At 67.3% G+C, this 21694-nt stretch carries 18 protein-coding genes and 1 pseudogene; 9 read left to right on the forward strand and 10 right to left on the reverse strand.

Translation table 11 applies throughout. From position 1 onward, the window contains the following. Nucleotides 1–43: 43 nt before the first annotated feature. Complete coding sequence (gene pgi, locus HELO_RS17860) at nt 44–1708, forward strand: glucose-6-phosphate isomerase (RefSeq protein WP_013333999.1); 1665 nt, start codon at nt 44–46, stop codon at nt 1706–1708. Between the two features lie 39 nt (nt 1709–1747). On the opposite strand, the gene HELO_RS17865 is transcribed toward pgi, so the two are convergent. After that, entirely contained in the window at nt 1748–2134 is a 387-nt protein-coding gene (locus tag HELO_RS17865; protein WP_013334000.1) for a fluoride efflux transporter FluC, read from the reverse strand. Then, on the reverse strand, nt 2131–2517 hold the full coding sequence (locus HELO_RS17870) for a fluoride efflux transporter FluC (protein WP_013334001.1): 387 nt from the start codon (nt 2515–2517) through the stop codon (nt 2131–2133). The genes HELO_RS17865 and HELO_RS17870 overlap by 4 nt, the downstream gene beginning before the upstream one ends. Before the next feature lie 231 nt (nt 2518–2748). Here HELO_RS17870 and HELO_RS17875 point away from each other — a divergent pair, with 231 nt between their 5' ends. Continuing rightward, nucleotides 2749–5091 carry a mechanosensitive ion channel domain-containing protein gene (locus HELO_RS17875; RefSeq protein ID WP_013334002.1) on the forward strand — a complete coding sequence of 781 codons (2343 nt, stop codon included), beginning with the start codon at nt 2749–2751 and terminating at the stop codon, nt 5089–5091. Nucleotides 5092–5168: 77 nt separating this feature from the next. Here the strand turns inward: HELO_RS17875 and HELO_RS17880 are convergent, their stop codons facing one another. The 7 genes from HELO_RS17880 to hemC all read right to left on the reverse strand — a co-directional run bounded on the left by HELO_RS17880 (nt 5169) and on the right by hemC (nt 14402). Continuing rightward, nucleotides 5169–6575: an efflux transporter outer membrane subunit gene (locus tag HELO_RS17880; RefSeq protein ID WP_013334003.1), complete on the reverse strand. Its 1407-nt coding sequence runs from the start codon at nt 6573–6575 to the stop codon at nt 5169–5171. Continuing rightward, complete coding sequence (locus tag HELO_RS17885; RefSeq protein WP_013334004.1) at nt 6568–8502, reverse strand: MacB family efflux pump subunit; 1935 nt, start codon at nt 8500–8502, stop codon at nt 6568–6570. Before HELO_RS17885 ends, HELO_RS17880 begins: the two co-directional genes overlap by 8 nt. Next, entirely contained in the window at nt 8502–9659 is a 1158-nt protein-coding gene (locus tag HELO_RS17890; RefSeq protein WP_013334005.1) for an efflux RND transporter periplasmic adaptor subunit, read from the reverse strand. Before HELO_RS17890 ends, HELO_RS17885 begins: the two co-directional genes overlap by 1 nt. A 209-nt stretch (nt 9660–9868) precedes the next feature. Then, the gene (locus HELO_RS17895; RefSeq protein ID WP_013334006.1) at nt 9869–11122 is read right to left on the reverse strand and encodes a heme biosynthesis HemY N-terminal domain-containing protein; all 1254 of its coding nucleotides are present in this window, start codon (nt 11120–11122) and stop codon (nt 9869–9871) included. Further along, nucleotides 11119–12672: a uroporphyrinogen-III C-methyltransferase gene (locus HELO_RS17900; RefSeq protein ID WP_013334007.1), complete on the reverse strand. Its 1554-nt coding sequence runs from the start codon at nt 12670–12672 to the stop codon at nt 11119–11121. Before HELO_RS17900 ends, HELO_RS17895 begins: the two co-directional genes overlap by 4 nt. A gap of 6 nt (nt 12673–12678) precedes the next feature. Further along, on the reverse strand, nt 12679–13470 hold the full coding sequence (locus HELO_RS17905) for a uroporphyrinogen-III synthase (RefSeq protein ID WP_013334008.1): 792 nt from the start codon (nt 13468–13470) through the stop codon (nt 12679–12681). Beyond that, complete coding sequence (gene hemC, locus HELO_RS17910; RefSeq protein ID WP_225884526.1) at nt 13470–14402, reverse strand: hydroxymethylbilane synthase; 933 nt, start codon at nt 14400–14402, stop codon at nt 13470–13472. The genes HELO_RS17905 and hemC overlap by 1 nt, the downstream gene beginning before the upstream one ends. A gap of 255 nt (nt 14403–14657) precedes the next feature. Here hemC and argH point away from each other — a divergent pair, with 255 nt between their 5' ends. The 7 genes and pseudogenes from argH (at nt 14658) to HELO_RS17945 (ending at nt 20811) form a co-directional block, all read left to right on the forward strand. Next, nucleotides 14658–16076 (forward strand): argininosuccinate lyase, encoded by a 1419-nt coding sequence (argH, locus tag HELO_RS17915; RefSeq protein ID WP_013334010.1) that lies wholly within the window; start codon nt 14658–14660, stop codon nt 16074–16076. Then, a pseudogene (gene lptM / locus HELO_RS19475) lies at nt 16076–16180 on the forward strand (LPS translocon maturation chaperone LptM); the annotation flags it as partial. The gene argH and the pseudogene lptM, both read left to right, overlap by 1 nt. Nucleotides 16181–16263: 83 nt before the next feature. Continuing rightward, the gene (gene lysA / locus HELO_RS17925) at nt 16264–17553 is read left to right on the forward strand and encodes a diaminopimelate decarboxylase (protein ID WP_013334012.1); all 1290 of its coding nucleotides are present in this window, start codon (nt 16264–16266) and stop codon (nt 17551–17553) included. After that, nucleotides 17553–18386 carry a diaminopimelate epimerase gene (dapF, locus tag HELO_RS17930; protein ID WP_013334013.1) on the forward strand — a complete coding sequence of 278 codons (834 nt, stop codon included), beginning with the start codon at nt 17553–17555 and terminating at the stop codon, nt 18384–18386. The genes lysA and dapF overlap by 1 nt, the downstream gene beginning before the upstream one ends. A gap of 37 nt (nt 18387–18423) precedes the next feature. Further along, nucleotides 18424–19143, forward strand: a complete 720-nt coding sequence (locus HELO_RS17935) for a DUF484 family protein (RefSeq protein WP_013334014.1) — start codon at nt 18424–18426, stop codon at nt 19141–19143. Further along, nucleotides 19136–20062, forward strand: coding sequence for a tyrosine recombinase XerC (locus HELO_RS17940; RefSeq protein ID WP_013334015.1), 927 nt, complete (start codon nt 19136–19138; stop codon nt 20060–20062). The genes HELO_RS17935 and HELO_RS17940 overlap by 8 nt, the downstream gene beginning before the upstream one ends. Next, nucleotides 20059–20811, forward strand: coding sequence for an HAD family hydrolase (locus tag HELO_RS17945; protein ID WP_041602267.1), 753 nt, complete (start codon nt 20059–20061; stop codon nt 20809–20811). The genes HELO_RS17940 and HELO_RS17945 overlap by 4 nt, the downstream gene beginning before the upstream one ends. A gap of 182 nt (nt 20812–20993) precedes the next feature. On the opposite strand, the gene yihA is transcribed toward HELO_RS17945, so the two are convergent. Beyond that, entirely contained in the window at nt 20994–21614 is a 621-nt protein-coding gene (gene yihA / locus HELO_RS17950) for a ribosome biogenesis GTP-binding protein YihA/YsxC (protein WP_013334016.1), read from the reverse strand. Between the last annotated feature and the right edge of the window lie 80 nt (nt 21615–21694).

The raw sequence follows: 21694 nt of genomic DNA on the forward strand, positions 1-21694 counted from the left end.
CGATACACGACAACAACGCACGATAACCGAGAGGAACATTGGCATGTTTCAGCTCACTCGCAGCGTCACCTGGCAGGCGCTGAAGCAGCTCCAGGCCCAGACCGCCGACGACCGTATCCGCGACTACTTCACTGCCGACCCGCAGCGTTTCGAGCGCATGAGCCTGAGGGTCGGCGGGCTCTTCCTCGACTACTCCAAGCATCACATCTCCGATGCGGTACTCGACAAGCTGCTCGAGCTGGCCGACCACTCCGCGCTGGTCCAGCGCCGTGCCCAGATGTTCTCCGGCGACATCATCAACGTCACCGAGAACCGGCCCGTATTGCATACCGCGCTGCGCAACCTCGGTGACGATCCGCTGATGGTCGACGGCAAGGATGTGATGCCGGAGATCCACCGTACCCGTGAGCAGATCAGGCGCTTTTCCGAGGAAGTCCGCAGCGGCGAGTGGAAGGGCTACAACGGCCAGCGAATCCGCGACGTGGTCAACATCGGCATCGGCGGCTCCGACCTCGGCCCCAACATGGCCTGCCGCGCCCTGCTCAAGCATCGTCATCCGGAGCTCAACTTCCACTTCGTCTCCAACGTCGACGGCACCCACATTCAGAAGGTGCTGTCGCGCCTGGACCCGGCCACCACCCTGTTCATCGTCTCCACCAAGACCTTCTCCACCCAGGAGACGCTGCTCAACGCCAAGACGGCACGTCGCTGGTTCCTGGAGAATGCCGGCGAGGAGGCCGACGTGGGCGCCCACTTCGTCGCGGCCTCGACCAATCGCAAGGCCGCCATGGAATTCGGCATTCGCGAGGAGAACGTCTTCGAATTCTGGGCCTGGGTCGGCGGACGTTACTCGATGTGGTCCTCGATCGGACTGCCCATCGCGCTTTCCATCGGCTTCGACGGCTTCATGGAAATGCTCGAAGGCGCCCACGAAATGGACCAGCATTTCCTGAATGCGCCCAACAAGGCCAACATGCCCGTGCTGATGGCGCTGATCGGCATCTGGTACATCAACTTCCAGGGCGCCGAGACCCATGCCATCGTGCCCTACGACCAGGCACTGCATCAGTTGCCGGCCTTCCTCCAGCAGCTCGACATGGAGTCCAACGGCAAGTCGGTGGACATCTTCGGTCACCCCGTCGACTACAAGACCGGCCCCATCGTCTGGGGACAGACCGGCTCCAACGGCCAGCACGCCTTCTTCCAGCTGCTCCACCAGGGCACTCGCTACGTGCCGATCGACTTCATCGCCTCGCTGAAGCCGGAACCGGGAGTGGAGGATCACCACTTCGCGCTGCTCACCAACATGCTGGCCCAGGCCAACGCCTTCATGGAGGGCAGTCAGGAAGGCAGCCGACTCGATCCCTACAGCTGCCCGGGCAACCGACCCTCAAGCACCCTGCTGCTCGACGAGCTGACACCGCGCAACCTCGGCGCCCTGATCGCGCTGTACGAGCACAAGGTCTTCGTGCAGGGCGTGATCTGGAACATCAACTCCTTCGACCAATGGGGCGTCCAGCTCGGCAAGCGCATCGCCGGCGAGATCAGCGAGCGCATCGACGAGCAGAGCCAGGACTTCGACGGCTCCACCCAGGGCCTGCTGAAGCTGGTGCGCGAGCATTTCACCGCCCGCCAGACCGGCGATGACGGCGCAACGCCCACCGAGGCACAGGCGAAGAAAGCCGCTCGGAACAAGAAGAAGGCTTGAAGACCGGCCGGCACGCCGCTCCGTGGAGGCTTTATCGAGTCACGACGGTGTGCCGGCCCGCTGCCCCAGCCAGGCCGCGCCCAGCCACAAGGGCACGCTGCCGACGCCATAGGCCAGCGCCAGCCAGGGATGGCCGGTGTTCAGGAGATGGAAGGTTTCCAGGCCGAACAGCGAGAAGGTCGTGAAGCCGCCACAGAAGCCGGCGACCAGGAAAGGCTGCCAGCGAGCCGCATGCCCGCTGATACGCTGCGAGGCCCGGGCAGCGAAGGCGGCGATCAGCCAGGAACCGAACAGGTTGACGATCAGGGTGCCCCAGACGAAGGCGCTGCCCCAGAGCGCCCAGGCACCCTGGGCAACCAGCAGCCGCAGGGCCGCCCCCAGACCACTTCCCAGTCCGACCGACAGATAGCCGCGCCAGCCGGTCATGCACCACCTCCCACGACCCACCAGCCCAGGCCCGCCACGGCGACACCCGGCACCAGAGTGACCACGATGTTGAGCAGGGCGGCGTTTCGCCGTCCCTCCTGGAAGAGCGTCAGGGTCTGCAGGCTGAAGGAAGAGACCGTGGTGAAGCCGCCCAGCACGCCGACGGCCAGGAACGTCCAGCCGAGCGCGCCAGCCGCGGGCCAGCCCGCCAGGGCGGCCAGGACACCGATTCCCAGGGTTCCGCCAAGATTGACGACCAGGGTGCCCCAGGGAAAGGCGCGCCCCCACCAGAGTCCCGTCAGCTCCGTGATGGCCAGGCGTGCCATGCCGCCCAGGGCGCCGCCGAACGCCACCAGCAGCCAATCCAGCGGGCCGAGTGTCATCGTGATCTCCTCCGAATGTGCGCCGTCATGGTAGCGGGGCCGGAGAGCGGCCACAAAGCCATGGCATCATGTTTCGCCAACCAGCCGCCCCACCTCTTTCCCTGCTGCTCTTTCCCTGCTGCTCTCTTGTTCAAGCGCCATGCGCTGCTAGGGTCATATGAGCATGCCCGTCTATGATAATCTGACGGGCTTTTCCCCAACCCCTCTACGCCCTGACACGGAGGCCATAGCGTGAGCAAGACACGACTCCTACCCCTGGCCCTTGGCTGGCTGGTGATCGCCCTGCTGGCGTTTGCCGGCCCGGCCCTGGCGCAGTCGTCGGACCCGGGAGCCAGCGCTCCGGCCAATGCCGCCCTGGCCGACATGCTCGAGAACCCCGAGACGCGCCAGCAACTGATCGACCAGTTGCGCGGCATGGCCGATGCCGCCGAGTCGAGTGGCGAGCAGGCCAGTACCGCCCCCCCGGTGAAGGATCCCTCCCTGCCACGCCAACTGGCAGAGTTCACCAGCCATGTGGCGGGCGATATCGGCCTGCAGGTCGGCCTGCTGTACGGCACCTTGACCCACCTGTTCACCGGGGGCGACGAGGGGGCTTCCATCGACCTGGCCGTGGTGACCAGCGCCGCCATCAACCTGGGCCTGGTCATCCTGGCCACCTTTGCGCTGTTCCTGATCATCCGCCGGCTGGTACGCCCGGTGTTCACGCGCCTGAGCCTCTGGTCGATGAATGGCCCGGCGCTCCAGCCGCTGCTCCGACTGGTCATCTGCGTGGTGCTGGCCGCTCTGGTCGACGTCCTGGTCGTGGCACTGGCCTATATCGGCGGCAACCTGCTGGCCACCTTCGTGGTGGGGGAAAGCGGCGCCCTGACCACTCGCGCCTCGCTGTTCCTCAATGCCTTCCTGGTGATCGAACTGCTCAAGGCCGGCGTGCGCATGCTGTTCGCCTCGCGCTATGAAGGCCTGCGCCTGCTGCCCGTGAATGCCGAGGACGCTTCCTACTGGAATCGCTGGATCGCACGCCTGATCGGCCTGGCCGGTTACGGCCTGATGGTGGTGGTGCCCCTGATCAGCGCCTACCTCTCGCCGACCCTCGGCCAGAGCGTCGGCACCCTGATCATGATCGGCGCCTTCATCTACGCCGTTGCCGTGGTCCTGCGCAATCGCCAGCGCCTGCGTGACTCTCTGCACCGTCAGGCGGCCCGGGCCAGCCTGTCTGCCTCGCGCGTCGCGCTGACCCTGCTGGGACGCACCTGGCACCTGCTGGCCATCGCCTACTTCTTCATGGTGCTGGTGCTGACTCTGACGCGTCCGGCCGATGCCCTGCCCTTCGTGCTGCTGGCCACCCTCGAGACGCTGGCCGCCGTCCTGGTGGGGCTCGGGGCATCGAAATTCCTGACCCAGACCATTGGCCGCCGCATCACCCTCCAGGACGACCTGCGCCAGAAGCTGCCGCTGCTGGAAGCGCGTCTCAACGCCTATATTCCCAAGGCACTGCGGGTCGTGCGCATCGTCCTGCTGGTGCTGGTGGTGATGGTCTCGCTGAATGCCTGGCAGGTCTTCGACCTGGCCGGCTGGTACGCCTCCGAGGCGGGCCGTGGCCTGGTCGCACGCTTGTTCAGCATCGCCGTGATCCTGCTCGTCGCCCTCGCCATCTGGCTGGTGCTGGCCAGCCTGATCGAGCACAAGCTCAATCCGGCCACCGGCAGCGGCGAGCCCTCCTCACGCGCCCAGACGCTGCTCTCGCTGTTCCGCAACGCCATCGCCATCACCCTGATCACCGTGACCATCATGGTGGTGCTGGCCGAGATCGGCATCAATATCGGCCCGCTGATCGCCGGCGCCGGGGTACTGGGCCTGGCCATCGGCTTCGGCGCCCAGAAACTCGTGCAGGACATCATCACCGGCGTCTTCATCCAGGTGGAGAACGCCCTCAACGTCGGCGACGTGGTCACCCTCGGCGGCATCACCGGCACCGCCGAGCGCCTGAGCATTCGCTCGGTGGGGCTGCGCGACCTGAGCGGCACCTACCACATCGTGCCCTTCTCCAGCGTCGACACCGTGTCCAACTACATGCGCGAGTTCGCCTATCACGTCGGCGAATACGGCATCGCCTATCGCGAGAACATCGACGAGGCCATCCAGGCGCTGCACGCGGCCTTCGACGACCTGTCCGAGGACGAGGAACAGAAGGCCAACCTCCTCGAGCCACTGGAAGTGGCCGGCGTGATCGCCCTGGCCGACAGTTCGGTGAACATCCGGGTACGCATCAAGACCACGCCGGGAACGCAATGGGCCGTGGGCCGCGCCTACAACCGTCTGGTCAAGTACCACTTCGACGATGCCGGCATCGAGATCCCCTTCCCGCATACCACCCTCTACTTCGGGGCGGACAAGGAAGGCGGTGCGCCTCCGGCCAACCTGCGCATCATGCAGGAGGACTTCACCATCGACGGCAGCCCCGCCGGTCAGCCGAAGCACCCCGAGACGCCGACGCGTTCCACGTCGCCGGTGTCCAAGGAGGTGCACAACCAGGACGACGATGGTGGCGTCGACAACCCGGGAAGTGGCAACTGACCTCCCGCCAGGCCTCGCCGCATCAGCGGCGGGGCCATCCCTCCAGGCTTACTGCCGCGGAAATCTGCAGAAGCCCGCTAAGCCGAGCCCGGCACCTCGGGGCTCGGCGCCCCCTCAACGAGTGAATCACCGCCTTCGCCGAGCACCCGATAGAGCGTGACACGCGACTGGTACTGGTCGTAGAGCAAGTCCAACCGGCTCTGGCGCGCGCTGTTGAAGCTGCTCTGGGCGTTCAGCACGTCGGTAAGCTCCGTCGCCCCCTCCCGATAGCGTATCCGGGCGATCCGGTAGGCCTCTTCCGCCTGGCGGTAGGCCTCGTCGCGATACTGTTGCTGGTCCGCCAGCGCCTGGACGTTGCCGAGCGCCTGATCCACTTCCTGCAGGGCGGTCAGCAGGGTGCCGGTATAGCCGGCGCGCTGTTCTTCCCAGGCGGCCCTGGCTTGATCGATCCGGGCCTGGCGGGCGCCACCGTCGAACAGCGTCTGGGGCAGCGACAGGGCCAGGTTGTAGAGGGCATCGCCACTGAGCAGCGATGACAGGTCGCTGCTGCTGTAGCCGCCGCTGCCGGTGAGGGTGATCGACGGCCAGTAGTCGGCCCGGGCCGCCGCCACCTGGTGGTCGGCAGCCATCAGCGAGGCCTGGGCCTGGGCGATGTCCGGGCGCCGAGCCAGCACCTGGTCCGGCAGGCCGGGCTGGATGTCGGGAAGCGTCAGCGCCGTGAGCTCGCCGCCGTCGACCCGGAAGCCCTGCGGCATCTCGCCGACCAGCACGGCCAGGGCGTAACGACTCTGGCGCAGCTGCTGGCGCAGGTCGGGCAATCGGGCCCGGGCGTTGGCGACCACGGTCTTCTGCTGGGCCAGATCCTGGGGCGAGACGGCACCGTTCTCCACCTTGGCGCGAACCTGATCCAGCAGGCGCTCGGCGAGCCGCAGATTGTCCTCGGTCAGCGCCAGGCTGTCCTCCAGGTAGCGTACCTGGAGATAGGTATCGACCACGCTGGCGAGCACCGTGAGCCGTACCGTCTCGCGGTCGAAACGGCTGGCCAGCAACGAGGCCTTGGCGGCGTCGCGGCTGTTGCGCAGCGCCCCCCAGAGATCGACCTCATAGCTGGCATTGAGCCTGGCCTCGTAGCTCTCGCTGGAGCCACCGGCGCCGATCGTGCCGTTGCGGCTGGCACCGGCGTTCAGCCCCAGGGAGGGAAACAGCGAGGCGCCGGCCTGGGCGAGCCGGGCGTCGGCCTGCTCCACCCGGGCGGCTGCCGCGAGCAGGTCGGTATTGGCGTCCAGCGCCTGGGCCACCAACCGGTCGCTGCCGAACTGCTCCCACCAGCGGGGATGCTCGACCATGGCGCGGCTGGCCTGCTGCTGGTTGAGCCACTGGGCGGGCAATTCAGGCGACGGCGCGTTCAGTCCGGAGCTCATGGCGCAGCCGGACAGCAGGGTGGCCGCCAGCAACAGGGCGACGCTGCGGGATGGGCTAGTCATTGCTCAATGCCTCCACCGGATTCAGGCGCGCCGCCTTGAGCGCCGGGGCGAAACCGAACAGCAAGCCGATGAGCGTGGCGCACAGGAAGGCCGCCACCATCACCGGCACGGAAAAGACGATCGCCATGCCGAGCCAGATCAGCAGCCCGCCCACCAGCAAACCGACGGTGACGCCGATGATGCCGCCAAGCGCGGAAACCACCACCGCCTCGGTCAGGAACTGCTGCAGGATGTTGCGCTGCCGTGCACCGGTAGCCATGCGGATGCCGATCTCGTGGATACGCTCGGTGACGCTGACCAGCATGATGTTCATCACCCCGATGCCGCCGACCAGCAGCGAGATCGCGGCGATGGAGCCGAGCAGCACGGTCAGGGTGTTCTGGGTCTGCGAGACCATGTCGAGCAGCGAGGCCATGTTGAAGACCCGCACATCCTTCTGCCCGTGGCGCTGGGTGAGCAGTTCCACGGCGGCCTGCTCGGTGGCATCGATATGCGCGACGTCGTCCACGGCCAGGGTGATGGAACGCAGGTAGTTCTGGCCGAACAGTCGCAGCGTGCCGGTGGAGAGCGGCACGAACACCACGTCGTCCTGGTCCTCGCCCCAGTTGGTGGCCCCCTGGACGCTCATCACGCCGATCACCTGGAAAGGGATGCTGTCGAGCATCACGAACTGACCCAGCGGGTCGCTGTCGGTAAACAGTTTCTCCTTGACCGTCTGGCCGATCACCGCCACCGGCGCATAGGCCTTCTGGTCCTGCTCGCCGAAGAAGATCCCCTGCGCCGGCCGCCAGTCGCGCAGGCTGGTGAAATCCGGGGTCACGGCCTGCACGTTGGTCGAGGCGTCCTGGCCGTTGGCCCGCGCCGTGACGCTGCCGGAGATCTCCGGCACGGCGGTGCGCACATTGGGTAGCTGCTTGAGGGCCTCGGCGTCTTCCGGCACCAGGGTGGCGATGACGCCGTCAGCCACGCGCTGCTGGCCGCGGTCCGGTCGAATCACCAGCAGGTTGGTGCCCTGGTCGTTGATGCGGGCCACCACATCCTGCTTGGCGCCCTCGCCGATCGCCAGCATCACCACCACCGCGCCGACACCGATCACGATGCCGAGCAGCGTCAGCAGGGTGCGCAGCCAGTTGGCGCGCAGCGAGCGCAGGGCCATGACGACCGCCTCGCCCACCTCGGCGGCATCGGGCAGGCTCGACTGTGCGGGAGGCTCGGCCACGACCCGGGTCGGGTCCTCGTGAAGGGGTCGATGGCGGCGGTCATCAATCACCCGGCCATCGTGGATCTCCACTACACGGTCGGCGTGGGCGGCCACCTCGGCATCATGGGTGATCACGATGACGGTATGGCCCTGGCGCGCAAGCCCGCGCAACTGCTCCATCACCGCCTCGCCGCTGACGCTGTCCAGCGCCCCGGTGGGCTCGTCGGCGAGGATCACCTTGCCGCCATTCATCAACGCCCGGGCGATGGAAACCCGCTGCTGCTGACCGCCGGAGAGCTGGTTGGGCAGGTGCTCCAGGCGCTCGCCCAGGCCCAGCTCGCCGAGCAGCCGCTGGGCACGCTGCTTGCGCTCCTCGCGGGGCATGCCGGCATAGATGGCGGGCAGGGCCACGTTCTCCCAGGCGCTGGCGGTGCCGACCAGGTGATAACTCTGGAACACGAAGCCGAACATCTCGCGGCGCAACCAGGCCAGCTGCTCGTGGTCCATCTCGGTGACCAGACGGCCGGCGAAGCGGTATTCGCCGCCGCTGGGCTGGTCCAGGCAGCCGATCAGGTGCATCAGCGTGGATTTGCCGGAACCCGAGCTGCCCATGATGGCCATGAACTCACCGGCCTCGATGCTCAGGTCGATGCCGTGCAGCACTTCCACGTCCTGCTCGCCGGCCGGGTAATGCTTGCGGATACCGCTCAGTTCGATCAGCGCCATCACAGCAGTCCTCGACGCCGCCCGGAGCCTCCGCCCTCGGCGGCCTGCCCGGTCGCCGGGCCGAGGATCACCCTGTCGCCCTCCGTGAGGCCATCGAGGATCACGGCACGCACCCGGTTGTCGAAGCCGACCGTCACCTCGCGGGTCTGCGACCGGCCCTGCTCGTCGAGCACCCGGACTTGCGCCTGGCCGGAAGCCGTGCGCTCGACGGCGGCTACCGGTACGCTCAGCGCGTCCTCGGCCGACTGCACCACGAAGAAGGCCTGGGCGGTCATGCCGGACATCAGCCGACCGTCGTCGTTGTCGACGTCGAACTCGGCGGTGTAGAGCACCACGTTGTTGACCACCTCCGGCGTCGGCAGCACCTGGCGCAGGGTGCTGTCGTAGCGCACCTGATCGTTGCCGAGGGTATGGAAGTAGACCGGCATGCCCGGCGCCAGGCGATCCACGTCCGCCTCGGAGACCTGGGTGGACACCGTCATCGTCGACAGGTCGGCGATACGCATCAGCGTCGGCGTGGTCTGGTTGGCATTCAGCGTCTGCCCCTCGCGGGCCTCGAGGCTGACGATGGTGCCGGCGCGAGGCGCGTAGATCCTGGCGTAGCCCAGGGTAGTGCGGTCACCTTCCACACTGGCCTCTTTCTGGCGGATCTGCGCCTGGAGCACCGCGATCTGTGCCTGGGTCACCGCGAAGCTGGCACGGGCCGTCTGATAGGCGTCATCGCTGGTGGCATCGGCATCGAGCAGGCGCTGCTGGCGTTGATACTGCTGGCGTGCGAGTTCCAGTTCGGCCTGGCGTTGCTCGCGCTGGGCGCGCAGGGCCTCCAGTTCCGCCTGACCGGCCTCCACGCGGCTCTTTTGTACCGAGGCGTCGATCTCCGCCAGCAACTGGCCCTGTTCCACGCTGTCGCCCACATCGACGTACAGCTCGGTGAGCTGCCCGGACACCTGGGCGCCCACGTCCACGTAGTCCTGGGGCTCCAGCGTGCCCAACGCCGTGACCACCTCCTCCACATCGCCGCGCGTCACCGGGTCGGTCCGCCACTGCACCGCCGGCGTCGAGGCCAGTCCCCAGTGCCAACCGACCGCCAACGCAGCCATGATGATGATCAGTAACGAAAGAGCCGTTTTCGGGCGACGGCGGATCCAGGGAGGCATGACGTATCCAGTGACCGGCGATGGAGGGATACGACCCTAACGCGCCAAGTTGCAAACAATATGATTTGATTTGTAAACAAGCGATAAACGCGGGCCGGTCGATATCGGCGACGACGTTTTAGGGGAGCTGTCGTGCAACGGCAACCGGCCCCCGCTGCTGACGCAGCGAGGGCCGGTTGCTGGTGTGTTGCCCGGGTTGTCGACGCGCGTCAGGACGCCTGTTTCGCCCTGCGTGACAGCGTGTCTTCCGGTTCAGTGGGTTGCGGCAGCGAGGGAAGCGACTTGTCGAGCAGCTCGACGCTCTGCCGATAATAGAGCTGGCTCTTGTTGTGCTCGCCCAGGCTGGCATAGAGCCGCGCCAGCTCCGCGCAGACCACGCCGCTGGGACGCTGGCGATGACTGGCCTCGAAGTACTCCTGCGCCTTGCCCCAGTAGGCATTGCGCAACGACAGGCGCCCCAGGGTCAGCAGCAGGTCCGGATCATTGGGGCGCTCCTGCAGCCACTTCTCGGCCACCACCAGTTGGCGTGCCGCGTCGACCTCGAGCAGCCCGTAGCGCAGAATCAGGCGGCTATCCCAGTGGTCCTTGAGCGACTGGCGCAGCAGGCGCTCGGCGATGGCCTGCTGGTCGCCACGCACCAGGGCCTCGACATAGAGCACGATCAGGTCGACATTGCCGCGCAGGTGGTCGGGCATATCGGCCCAGAGGGTACGCACCTGCTCGATATCCCCGGCCTCTCTCGCCTCCTGGGCGATCAACTCGCGATAGGCGCGCTGCTCGAGCTGTTCGCGCTCTTCCTGGGAAATCAGCTGCTGGGCGCCCAGGCGGGGCATCAGGCGCCGCAGGCCTTCCCAGTCGCTGACGCTGAGATAGGCCTGCTTGAGCTGCTTGAGCACCTGCGGGTGATTGGGCAGGTGGCGATCCAGGCGGGTCAGGATCGCCAGGGCTTCCTCGTACTGCTGGCGGTCCAGCATCAACTGGGCCTGCATCATGCCCACCGCCGTGTCGGCACCCTCGGTACTCAGGTGGGCCCGCTTGAGCAGGGTATCGGCCTGCTCATAGCGGCCCTGGTAATGCGCCGCCAGGGCGGCGGAGAGATAGTTGACCAGCGGCGTACTGGAATCGTCGGCAGCCTTGACCAGTGCCTTCTCGGCTCGCTTCCAGCGGCCTTCGGCCAGGGCGACCAGACCGCGCACGGTGCGCCGCATGGCGCTGCGATTGCGCGACCGGCTGCTCCAGCCCTTGAAACGGCTGACCGGTCGCGAAAGACGCATGAGCAGCCGCAGCAAGAAATGCAGCACCACGAAGGCGGCGAACAACAGCACCAGGCCGAACCAGAAGGTGGTCTGGAAGGAGGTGTCACCGACCCGTACCAGCCAGTAGCCGGGCACCGACATTATCAACTGGCCGAGCAGCGCCCCGATCGCGAGGCCGACGACCACGATCAGAATCAGCTTCCTCATGCCTCGTCTCCCTGGCCGTCGCCACCCGCCTCGAAGCGGTTCTCGATGAATTTCTGCAGCGCCTGTTGCGAGCCGCTGATGTCCGGCAGCTCAGGACGAATGCTCTGTCCCTTGAGTTCCTCGAGTTGCGACAGGACGCCCTGAACACCGCTGTCATCGGTATCGTAGTAGCCGCGAATCAGCTTCAGCGCCTTGTCGAGGCTGGCTTCATACAGCTCCTGTTCTTCCTTGAGCAGCGCCAGCTGGACCTGTTCCAGGACCAGGCGCACGCTCTGGCGCAGGTAGGATTCCTGCTCCGGCGAGATCAGGGCCTCCAGCGCCTCGTCGTGCTTGCGCACCGTGACCAGGTCCTTGAGCTCCGAGCCGACCTTGGCCAGTTGCTGCTGCCAGCCGCCGGAAGGCGCCTCCTCGATGGTGGCGTCGCCGGTTATCTCCTCGACATCCTGGGCCAGGGGGCGCCCGGCGATCTGCTCCTGCTGGGCATTGAGCGTCAGGAACAGGCCGGTGCGATCGACGCGCGGCACCGACCGCAATGCGGCCAGCTCCGAGGCGATCTCGCGACGCACCGGCATCAACGCCGGATTGTCGGCTTCCTTGAGCCGGGCATCGGCGGTGCGCAGCAGCGCGGCAGCCCCTTCGACATCCCGCTCCAGTTGCAGGCGCTGGTTGGCCAGGCGCAGCAGATAGGCGGCTTCGGCATGCAGCCAGTCCCGCTCGTCGGTCTGCTGCTCCTGTGACAGCTGCTGGAGCACCTTGTCGAGGTTCTCGTCGACATCGCTGCGGTATGTCTCGAATTCCTGGCGCAGCGACTTCGCCGCCGATTCACGCTCGCTTTGGGCGCTCTTCAGCCGATTCGCAAGATCGTTCACCTGCGCCTCGGTGGCCGGCTGCTCGGGCACCGCGGCCAGGCGCTGCTGCTGGGCCTGGAGCCGCTGCCAGCCCAGCCAGCCGAACACGCCGACGGCGATCGCCAGCAGGATCACCAGCACCAGGGCCAGGACCCCGGCCTTGCCTCCCTTGCCGCGCTTGTCGCCGCCATTGCCATCGCTGCCGCTGCCGCTGCCGCCGGATTTTCCGGTGCCCGAGCTCGCCTTGCCACTCGCGGCCTTGCTCGTGTCGGCCTTGCCGCTTGTCGAGCCGGTCGAGCTCTTGTCGGCCGCGCTTTTGCTCCCACTGGCGCTGCCGCTGGCAGTCGTGGCGGTCGCCGTCGAGCTGGACGTCTTGTCGTCCGCCTTCTTCTCGACCTTCCCCGAAGACTTGTCCGTCCGGGTCGAAGAAGAAGCGGCGCCGCTCACGGCATCGGGCTTGTCCGCTTCGGCGTCACCCGAAGAGGCATCGGAAGCGGCCGCAGCACTGGATGCGCTACCGGACTCGGCAGAGGACGTGGACGTGCCACCGCTCTTGCCGCGTCGACGCGAGCGACGCGACGATGAGCCTCCGGTCTTGGCGCTCTCTTCCGGCTGGCGCTCCGTGATCCCTGCATCGGCACCGCCCTGGGCTTCGCCGGAGGGCGCTTGCTGTTCATCCTGATCTTGTGATTGCTTGCTCATCTGTCGCTAGCCCTTTTCGAGATCGTCATGATCGACATCGGTCTCCTCCGGGTCCCTGGCCCGTGCCACGGCGGCCGCGAGTGCGGCAGGCGTGGCTCCCGATGCCACGACGGGAACACGAAACCCCAGTGTGCCGGCCAGTGTAGCCAACCTGTGACTGGATACGATTAACGGTTGGTCCAAGGCGGTACGTGAACACCATCTTGCCAGATGTTCGAGGATTTCTCCGCTACTCACCACCAACGCATGATAGTCGCCTTCCCGCAACCGCCGCTGCAACACCGGCGACGGCTCGAGCAGACGCCGCCGATAGACCGCCAGATGCGTCAATCGTGCGCCGCGCTCGGCCAGAGTCTCGGCCAGCAGCGTGCGCCCGCCCTCACCGGCGACCAACAGGGTACGCTGCCCATCCAGTCGCTGCAGTGACCCCAGCGAGAGCAACGCCTCGCTGGAATGTTCTTCGCCGCGTGGCGGCACATGCACGCGCACTCCCAGGGCTTCGTGCAGGGCGGCGGCGGTACTCGGGCCCACACCGTAATACTCGGTGCCCACGGGGAGTTGCGGCCAGTAACGGTCCAGCGCCTCGGCCAGGCATTCGGCAGCGAAGGGGCTGGTCACTACCACTCGCTGGAACTGATCGAAATCCAGCCAGGCGGAACGCATCGCCTGGCTCTCGGGCAGCGCCTCCAGCGCCATCACCTCGCCGCACTCGACGGCGAAGCCCGCAGCCTCGATGGCCTCGGCCAGCGGTGCCGCACGTGCCCCCGGGCGACAGATCAGGACCGGCGCGCCCACCATCAGTTGGCGCCGTAGACCTCGGCGAGGATGTCTCCCGCGCCCTGGTCGAGCAATTCTTCCGCCACGCGAATACCCAGAGCCTCGGGTTCATGGATGGAACCGCGCCCCTCGGCACGCAGCACCTCGGTGCCCTCGGGATTGCCGACCAGGGCCCGCAGCCAGAGCGTCTGGCCATCGTTCTCGAACACCGCATGGCCGGCGATCGGCACCTGGCAGCCGCCCTCGAGGCGGGTATTCATGGCCCGTTCGGCGCGCACACGGGTCGCGGTGTCCGGGTCGTCGAGCGGCGCCAGCAGGCCGATCAGCTCGGCATCGTGCATGCGGCACTCGATGCCCAGCGCGCCTTGCCCGCAGGCCGGCAGGCAGATCTCGGGCGGCAGTTCCTGGGTGATGCGCTCTTCGAGCCCCAGTCGCTTGAGGCCGGCGGTGGCCAGCAGGATGGCGTCGAATTCGCCGTTGTCGAGCTTGCCGAGCCGGGTCTGGACGTTGCCACGCAGGTTCAGCACTTCCAGATCGGGGCGGCGCTCGCGCATCTGCAGGCCGCGCCGCAGGCTGGAGGTGCCGATTCGGGCGCCCTCCGGCAACTCGTCGAGCGAGGCGTACTGATTGGAAACGAAGGCATCGGTGGGCTCGGCTCCCGCCAGGATCACCGACAGGCCGAGGCTTTCGGGGAACTGCATGGGCACGTCTTTCATGGAATGCACGGCGATGTCAGCCCGTCCATCGAGCATCGCTTCCTCGAGCTCCTTGACGAACAACCCCTTGCCTCCCACCTTGGCCAGCGGCGTGTCGAGAATCTGATCGCCGCGAGTGGACAGGGCCACCAGCTCCACCGTCAGTTCCGGGTGGACCTCCATCAAACGGTCGCGGACGTGTTCGGCCTGCCACATGGCCAACTGACTCTTGCGAGTGGCGATACGCAGCGTCTGCATGGCTTGCACCTGGTTCCCCCGTACCGGTTCGCGCATCGCGGCAGCGCCGCGACCGGACCCAGTGGTGATGACATGATTTTCCATCATCATAAAGTACCGGAGAGAACAGGGAAAATCGCCTCCCCCGGCCAACAACGACGCTGCCTGCCCCTCGCCTGTTCCCCGGACTCTGGTACACTTCCGGCATGTCAACCAGCGCGACCGGGGCATCGCCGGCGCCGTCACCCACCGAACAGTCAGCAGGATGTCAGCCCGATGAGCTCAAGCCCGACGAGCAACAGCACCAACCAGTCCTGGGGCGGCCGCTTCAGCGAGCCTACCGACGCCTTCGTCGCCCGCTTCACCGCCTCGGTCGACTTCGATCGTCGACTGGCCCTGCACGACATTCAGGGCTCGCGCGCCCATGCCACCATGCTCGCCCGGGTGGGCGTGCTCACCGAGGACGAGCGCGACGCCATCCTCGGCGGCCTCGACGAGGTCGCCGCCGAGATCGAGGCCGGCAGCTTCGCCTGGTCGGTGGAGCTCGAGGACGTGCACATGAACATCGAGGCACGCCTGACCGAGAAGATCGGCATCACCGGCAAGAAGCTGCACACCGGCCGCTCGCGCAACGACCAGGTGGCCACCGACATCCGCTTGTTCCTGCGCGACGAGATCGACACCGTGGCCGCCGAACTGGCCCGGCTGCGCGAAGGGCTGATCGAGCTGGCCGACCGTGAGGCCGAGACCATCATGCCCGGCTTCACCCACCTGCAGACCGCCCAGCCGGTGACCTTCGGCCATCACCTGCTGGCCTGGCAGGAAATGCTCGCCCGGGATCACGAACGCCTGCTCGACTGCCGCAAGCGCGTCAATGTGCTGCCGCTCGGGGCCGCCGCCCTGGCCGGCACCACCTATCCCATCGACCGCCACGTCACCGCCGAGCTGCTGGGCTTCGAGCGCCCCGCCGAGAACAGCCTCGACGCCGTGAGCGATCGTGACTTCGCCATCGAGTTCACGAGTTTCGCCAGCGTGCTGCTGATGCACCTGTCGCGGATGAGCGAGGAACTGGTGCTGTGGACCAGCGCCCAGTTCGACTTCATCGACCTGCCCGACCGCTTCTGCACCGGCTCGTCGATCATGCCGCAGAAGAAGAACCCCGATGTTCCGGAGCTGGTGCGCGGCAAGTCCGGCCGGGTCTACGGCCACCTGATGAGCCTGCTGACGCTGATGAAGTCGCAGCCGCTGGCCTACAACAAGGACAATCAGGAGGACAAGGAGCCGCTGTTCGACACCGTCACCACCGTGCAGGACTGCCTCAAGGCCTTCGCCGACATGGTGCCGGCCATCGAGGCCAAGGCGGACAACATGTTCGAAGCGGCTCGCAAGGGCTTCTCCACCGCCACCGATCTGGCCGACTACCTGGTACGCAAGGGCGTGGCCTTCCGCGACGCTCACGAGATCGTCGGTCAATCCGTGGCCCACGGCCTGCGCGAGGGCAAGGATCTCTCGGAGATGAGTCTCGAGGAACTGCAGGGCTTTTCCTCCTCGATCGGCGAGGACGTCTTCGAGGTCCTGACCCTGGAAGGCTCCGTGGCGGCCCGCCAGCACATCGGCGGCACCGCTCCGGATCAGGTCCGTGCCGCCGCCCAGCGGGCCCGCGAAGCGCTCGAGGCGCTGGGGAGCCGGGACTGATGCGCCGCTTCGTGCCCATCCTCCTGCTGCTGGCCATCGCGCTGGCCGGTTGCGGCCAGAAGGGGCCGCTCTACCAGCCCGACGACGAGGCCGCAGCGGAGCGCTACGCCCCGCATGACGAGGCCACCAGCGAACGCGACGACGCTACCCCGCCCGAACGGGCCGCCGACGAGGAAGGCGACTAGACATGGATCATTTCGACTATCGTGATGGCGTCCTGCACGGCGAGGATGTCGACCTCACCAGCGTCGCCGAGGCGTTCGGCACGCCCTGCTACGTCTATTCCAAGGCTACCCTGGCGCGCCACTTTCGCGCCTACACCGAAGCGCTGGGCGGCCATCCGCATCTGATCTGCTATGCGGTCAAGGCCAATGCCAACCTGGCCGTGCTGGGGCTTCTGGCACGCCTCGGCGCCGGCTTCGACATCGTCTCGGTGGGCGAGCTGGAGCGCGTGCTGGTTGCCGGCGGCGACCCCGCCAAGGTGGTCTTCTCCGGCGTCGCCAAGCAGGAAAACGAGATGGCCCGGGCCCTCGAGGTCGGCATCAAGTGCTTCAACGTCGAATCCCGCGCCGAGCTGGAACGCCTCGATGCCGTGGCCCGGGGGCTCGGCAAGGTGGCGTCGGTGTCGCTGCGCGTCAACCCGGATGTCGACGCCGGCACCCACCCCTACATTTCCACCGGCCTGAAGGACAACAAGTTCGGCATCCCGGTGGACGAGGCCTTCGAGGTCTACCGCCAGGCCGCCGGCATGGACAACGTGCGCGTCGCCGGGCTGGATTGCCATATCGGCTCCCAGCTCACCGAGCTCTCGCCCTTCCTCGATGCCCTGGATCGCCTGCTGGCCCTGCTCGAGCAATTGCGCGACGCCGGCATCGAGGTCGAGCATCTCGACCTGGGCGGCGGCCTGGGCGTTCCCTATCAGGACGAGAACCCGCCCCAGCCCTTCGACTACGCCACCTCGCTGCTCGAGCGCCTGTCGCGCTGGCCCGGCAGCGAGCGGTTGACGCTGCTGTTCGAGCCGGGGCGCTCCATCGCCGCCAATGCCGGTGTGCTGCTGACCCGGGTGGAATTTCTCAAGCCCGGCGAGACCAAGAACTTCGCCATCGTCGATGCCGCCATGAACGACCTGATTCGCCCGGCGCTATATCAGGCCTGGCAGGCAATCCTGCCGGTGGATACCCGGCAGCCTCGCGAGACCGATACCTACGACGTGGTCGGCCCGGTCTGCGAGACCGGCGACTTCCTCGGCAAGCAGCGCCGGCTCGCCATCGCCGCCGGCGACCTGCTGGCCGTGCGCTCTGCCGGCGCCTACGGTTTCGTCATGGCCTCGAACTACAACAGCCGCCCGCGTCCTCCGGAGGTCATGGTGGACGGTGATCGCATGCATCTGGTGCGTCGTCGCGAGCGACTCGAGGATCTCTGGGCGGGCGAGACGACGTTGCCGGACGACGCCATGGCCGGGGGAGATACGTCCTGATGTTGCTGCAGTTCACCAAGATGCATGGCCTGGGCAACGATTTCATGGTCGTCGACCTGGTCACCCAGAGAGCCAGATTGCGCGACGAGCAGATCCGCGATCTGGCCGACCGACGCTTCGGCATAGGTTTCGACCAGTTGCTGGTGGTCGAGCCGCCCCGCGACCCGGACATGGACTTCCGCTACCGGATCTACAACGCTGACGGTAGCGAAGTGGAAAACTGCGGCAACGGCGCCCGCTGCTTCGCGCGCTTCGTGCTCGACCAGCGCCTGACCCACAAGCGGGAGATTCACGTCGAGACCGCCGGCGGCCCGCTGACCCTGGTCGTCGGAGATGACGGCCGCGTCAGCGTGGACATGGGCAAGCCGCGCTTCGCCCCGCAGGACCTGCCCTTCGAGGCGGACGGCGATCGCCCCCTTCACGACCTGGAAGTGGACGGCCAGCAAATCTCGATCGGCGTGGCCTCGCTGGGCAACCCGCATGCCGTGCTGCGCGTGGATGACGTGACGACCGCCCCGGTGGCGACCCTGGGGCCGGCCATCGAGGGACATCCTCGCTTCCCCAGGCGCGTCAACGCCGGTTTCATGCAGGTCGTGTCCGCGCACGAGATCCGCTTGAGGGTCTACGAGCGGGGCGTCGGCGAGACCCTGGCCTGCGGTACCGGTGCCTGCGCCGCCGTGGCCTGCGGCATCCGCCAGGGCCTGCTCGAGAGCCCGGTGACCGTGCACCTGCCCGGCGGCGAATTGAGGATCGACTGGCCGGATATCGAGGCTAACCTGATCATGACAGGCCCCGCCGAGCGCGTCTTCGAGGGACGCGTGGCCATCAACTGATGTGCAGGTCCGACCGCCACACCAAGGAGACCCCGTCATGACACGAGCCGTCCCCGAGCCGCGCAAGACCCTGGACCCGGATGTCGTGGCCCAGTGGCTGGCCCGGCATCCCGACTTCTTCGTCGGCCGTGAAGGCCTGTTGCAGCAACTCCGGGTCCCCCATCCCGAGGCCCGGGGCGCAACCTCCCTGCTCGAGCGCCTGGTCATCGACCTGCGCAGCCGCGCCGAACATGCCGAGGGTCGTCTCGAGCAGTTGCTGGACTCCGCCCGCCACAACGAGGCTCAGTATCGTCGCACGCGCGAATTGATCCTGGCGCTGCTGGAAGCCGAGGACGGCGATGCCCTCGGGCAGGCCCTGGCCACCCAGTTGAGCGAGCGTTTCCAGACACCGGCCGTGGCCCTCTGGTGCCCGCCCAGCCTGACCGACCGCGAGCCCCGGCCGCCCCAGGCGCCGCGCCATGTCCTCGACGAACACACGGCACAGCGCCTGTCTGCCCTGCTCGACGATCGCACCAGCCGCTGCACCCGGCTGACGCGCTCCGACTGGCAGCGCCTGCTGCCCCATGCCGCGGCGCCCGAGAAGAGCGGTTCCTGCGCGCTGACGCGACTCGCCGTGGGCGAGCCGCTGGGTTACCTGGTGCTGGCCAGCCCCTCGCCGGATCACTTCCGCGCCAGCATGGACACCCTGTTCACCGAATACGTCGGCGACGTGGTGGCCCGACTGCTGGTGCGGCTGACACCCTCGGATCATGGCTAGGCCACTCGACACCTCGACGCCGCTCGGCCGCGAGGCGGACGCCTTTCTCGAGGCGCTTTCCCGCACCGCCAGCCCGGCCACGGTGGATGCCTATCGCCGCGACCTGGCGGCGCTGCTCGACTTTCTCGACCGCCATGACATCGGCGACCCCGCCGCTCTGGACGCCGCGCTGCTGCGCCGCTTTCTCGGCGGCGAACGTAGCCGGGGCCTGGCCCCGCGCAGCCTGGCCCGGCGCCGTGCGGCCCTGTCGCGCTTCGCCGAGCACCTGATGGCCTGCGGATACCTGGACCATAATCCGGTCTCGCTGGTCCGCACGCCGCGCGTGCCCCGCGACCTGCCCCGCCCCGTGGATGTGGATGCCCTGGCACGCTTTCTCGACACGCCCCATGACGGCTCCCCCCTGGCATGCCGCGACCAGGCCATGCTGGAACTGTTCTATTCCAGCGGCCTGCGCCTGGCCGAGCTGGCCGCGCTCGATCTCGACGACATCCACGCCCGGCGGGTCCGCGTGCTCGGCAAGGGCGGCAAGCCCCGCCAGGTGCCGGTGGGCCGACGCGCCGACCAGGCTCTCACCGACTGGCTGTCGCTGCGTGGCGCCCTGGCCGCCGACGGCGAGCCGGCCCTGTTCGTCGGCGCCCGGGGCAACCGGCTCGGCCATCGGGCGATCCAGCAGCGCATGCGACAACTGGCGCTCACCCGCGGGCTCGCCGAGCACCTGCATCCGCACCGGCTGCGCCACTCCTTCGCCAGCCATCTGCTCGAATCCAGCCAGGATCTGCGCGCCGTCCAGGAACTGCTCGGCCACGCCAACCTCTCCACCACCCAGGTCTATACGCGACTCGATTGGCAACACCTGGCGGCCGGCTACGACGCCGCCCACCCTCGAGCCCGCCGCCGACGCGACAGCGACGACACATGAATCGACACGACACCCGGCTTTGCGCCCTGACCTTCGACCTCGACGACACTCTCTGGGACAACCAGGGCGTGATGGCCCGCGCCGAGCAGCTGCACTATGCCTGGCTCGACGAGCAACTGGCCGCCTGGCTCGCCGCCCATGGCGAGGCACCGCGCCATTTCGCCGAGGCCGTGCCGGTCACCCGCTACCAGGCCCATCGACGACACCTCGCCAAGCAGCATCCGCTACGGCGCGGCGATTTCACCTGGATACGCGAACGCGCCCTGGTCGAGCTGCTGGAGGAGTTCGGCCTGTCACGCGCCTCGGCCTGGCTGTGGGCCTCGCTCACCATGACGCGCTTCCACGCCCTGCGCCTGGAGGTCTCGCCCTATCCCGAAGCGGAGCCGTTGCTCGAAGCACTCACGCGGGATTACCGCCTGGGCGCCATCACCAACGGCAACCTGGCCTTCCATCGACTGGCGCTGTCGCGTCATTTCGAGGTAATCATCGCCGCCGGCGAGATGCCGGCGCCCAAGCCCGATGCCCGCCCCTTCCTGGCGACGCTCAGCCGCCTGGGCGCGACACCGGCGCGAGCGCTGCACGTGGGAGATTCATGGCAGGAAGACATTCTGCCGGCGATCCGGCTGGGCATGCGCGCGGCCTGGATCGCCCCACACGCCCCGGCCGACACGCCGATGCCCAGGGGCGCATATCGACTGGAGCACGTCAGGGAACTACCGGACCTGCTGGAGAGGATGGAGCGGGAGTAGCCATCACCACGGGAGACTAGCTGGCCGAGGAAAACAGCAGGCCAAAAACGCAACTCCTCTGCACGACACCGACCTCCGGAGGCAGGTGTAGTGAGGGTCATCCGCCATGGATGGCGGATGTAGCGCCCAGGGAAGGGTTCACAGCGCCCTCACGAAAGCCTGCCTCCGGAAGCCCCAATGCACTAGCTGGTAGGTGCTTCACTCAGCAGCCAGTCGTCCAGGCGCGCATGCACCTCCTCGATGCCCTGCTTCTTGAGCGCCGAGAACAACTGGATGGACACCAGGTCCTCCCATTCGCGAAGCTGGGAGCGTACCTGCTGCAGGGCGTTCTTGGCGGCGCCGCTTTTCAGCTTGTCGGCCTTGGTCAGCAGGATGTGCACGGGCATGTCCTGCTCGTCGGCCCAGCCGAGCATGGTCTGGTCGAATTCGGTGAGCGGATGACGTACGTCCATCAGCAGCACCAGGCCACGCAACGAGGTGCGACGTTGCAGGTAATCGGCCAGATGGCGTTGCCACTCCAGCTTGACGGAATCGGGCACCTTGGCATACCCATAACCAGGCAGGTCGACCAGACGCAGCTCGGTGTCGTCGCCCAGCGTGAAGAAGTTGATCAACTGGGTGCGACCGGGGGTCTTGGAGGTTCGCGCCAGGGCCTTCTGGCGCGTCAGGACGTTGATGGCGCTGGACTTGCCGGCGTTGGAGCGACCGGCGAAGGCGACCTCGGCTCCCGTGTCCGCCGGGCATTGCGCCAGGGTCGGGGCACTGGTGAGAAAACGGGCGGCCTGGTAATTGAGTCGCGACATGGCAGATCCTGATGTTGGTCGGGGAAAGCGTGAAACGGTGTCGTTTCCGCGTTCCGGGGGCTCCGTTATACTGCAGCATC

Origin of the sequence: Halomonas elongata DSM 2581 (assembly GCF_000196875.2) — a bacterium.
GTDB lineage: Bacteria > Pseudomonadota > Gammaproteobacteria > Pseudomonadales > Halomonadaceae > Halomonas > Halomonas elongata.

Excerpts from the sequence above, each read along its gene's own strand:
- dapF (WP_013334013.1), top strand. The coding sequence starts at position 17,553 with ATGTTGCTGCAGTTCACCAAGATGCATGGCCTGGGCAACGATTTCATG.
- argH (WP_013334010.1), top strand. The coding sequence starts at position 14,658 with ATGAGCTCAAGCCCGACGAGCAACAGCACCAACCAGTCCTGGGGCGGC.
- HELO_RS17880 (WP_013334003.1), bottom strand. The coding sequence starts at position 6,575 with ATGACTAGCCCATCCCGCAGCGTCGCCCTGTTGCTGGCGGCCACCCTG.
- HELO_RS17890 (WP_013334005.1), bottom strand. The coding sequence starts at position 9,659 with ATGCCTCCCTGGATCCGCCGTCGCCCGAAAACGGCTCTTTCGTTACTG.
- HELO_RS17905 (WP_013334008.1), bottom strand. The coding sequence starts at position 13,470 with ATGGTGGGCGCGCCGGTCCTGATCTGTCGCCCGGGGGCACGTGCGGCA.
- HELO_RS17885 (WP_013334004.1), bottom strand. The coding sequence starts at position 8,502 with ATGGCGCTGATCGAACTGAGCGGTATCCGCAAGCATTACCCGGCCGGC.
- yihA (WP_013334016.1), bottom strand. The coding sequence starts at position 21,614 with ATGTCGCGACTCAATTACCAGGCCGCCCGTTTTCTCACCAGTGCCCCG.
- HELO_RS17865 (WP_013334000.1), bottom strand. The coding sequence starts at position 2,134 with ATGACCGGCTGGCGCGGCTATCTGTCGGTCGGACTGGGAAGTGGTCTG.
- HELO_RS17935 (WP_013334014.1), top strand. The coding sequence starts at position 18,424 with ATGACACGAGCCGTCCCCGAGCCGCGCAAGACCCTGGACCCGGATGTC.
- hemC (WP_225884526.1), bottom strand. The coding sequence starts at position 14,402 with ATGCAGACGCTGCGTATCGCCACTCGCAAGAGTCAGTTGGCCATGTGG.
- pgi (WP_013333999.1), top strand. The coding sequence starts at position 44 with ATGTTTCAGCTCACTCGCAGCGTCACCTGGCAGGCGCTGAAGCAGCTC.
- HELO_RS17945 (WP_041602267.1), top strand. The coding sequence starts at position 20,059 with ATGAATCGACACGACACCCGGCTTTGCGCCCTGACCTTCGACCTCGAC.
- HELO_RS17900 (WP_013334007.1), bottom strand. The coding sequence starts at position 12,672 with ATGAGCAAGCAATCACAAGATCAGGATGAACAGCAAGCGCCCTCCGGC.
- HELO_RS17895 (WP_013334006.1), bottom strand. The coding sequence starts at position 11,122 with ATGAGGAAGCTGATTCTGATCGTGGTCGTCGGCCTCGCGATCGGGGCG.
- HELO_RS17870 (WP_013334001.1), bottom strand. The coding sequence starts at position 2,517 with ATGACACTCGGCCCGCTGGATTGGCTGCTGGTGGCGTTCGGCGGCGCC.
- lysA (WP_013334012.1), top strand. The coding sequence starts at position 16,264 with ATGGATCATTTCGACTATCGTGATGGCGTCCTGCACGGCGAGGATGTC.
- HELO_RS17940 (WP_013334015.1), top strand. The coding sequence starts at position 19,136 with ATGGCTAGGCCACTCGACACCTCGACGCCGCTCGGCCGCGAGGCGGAC.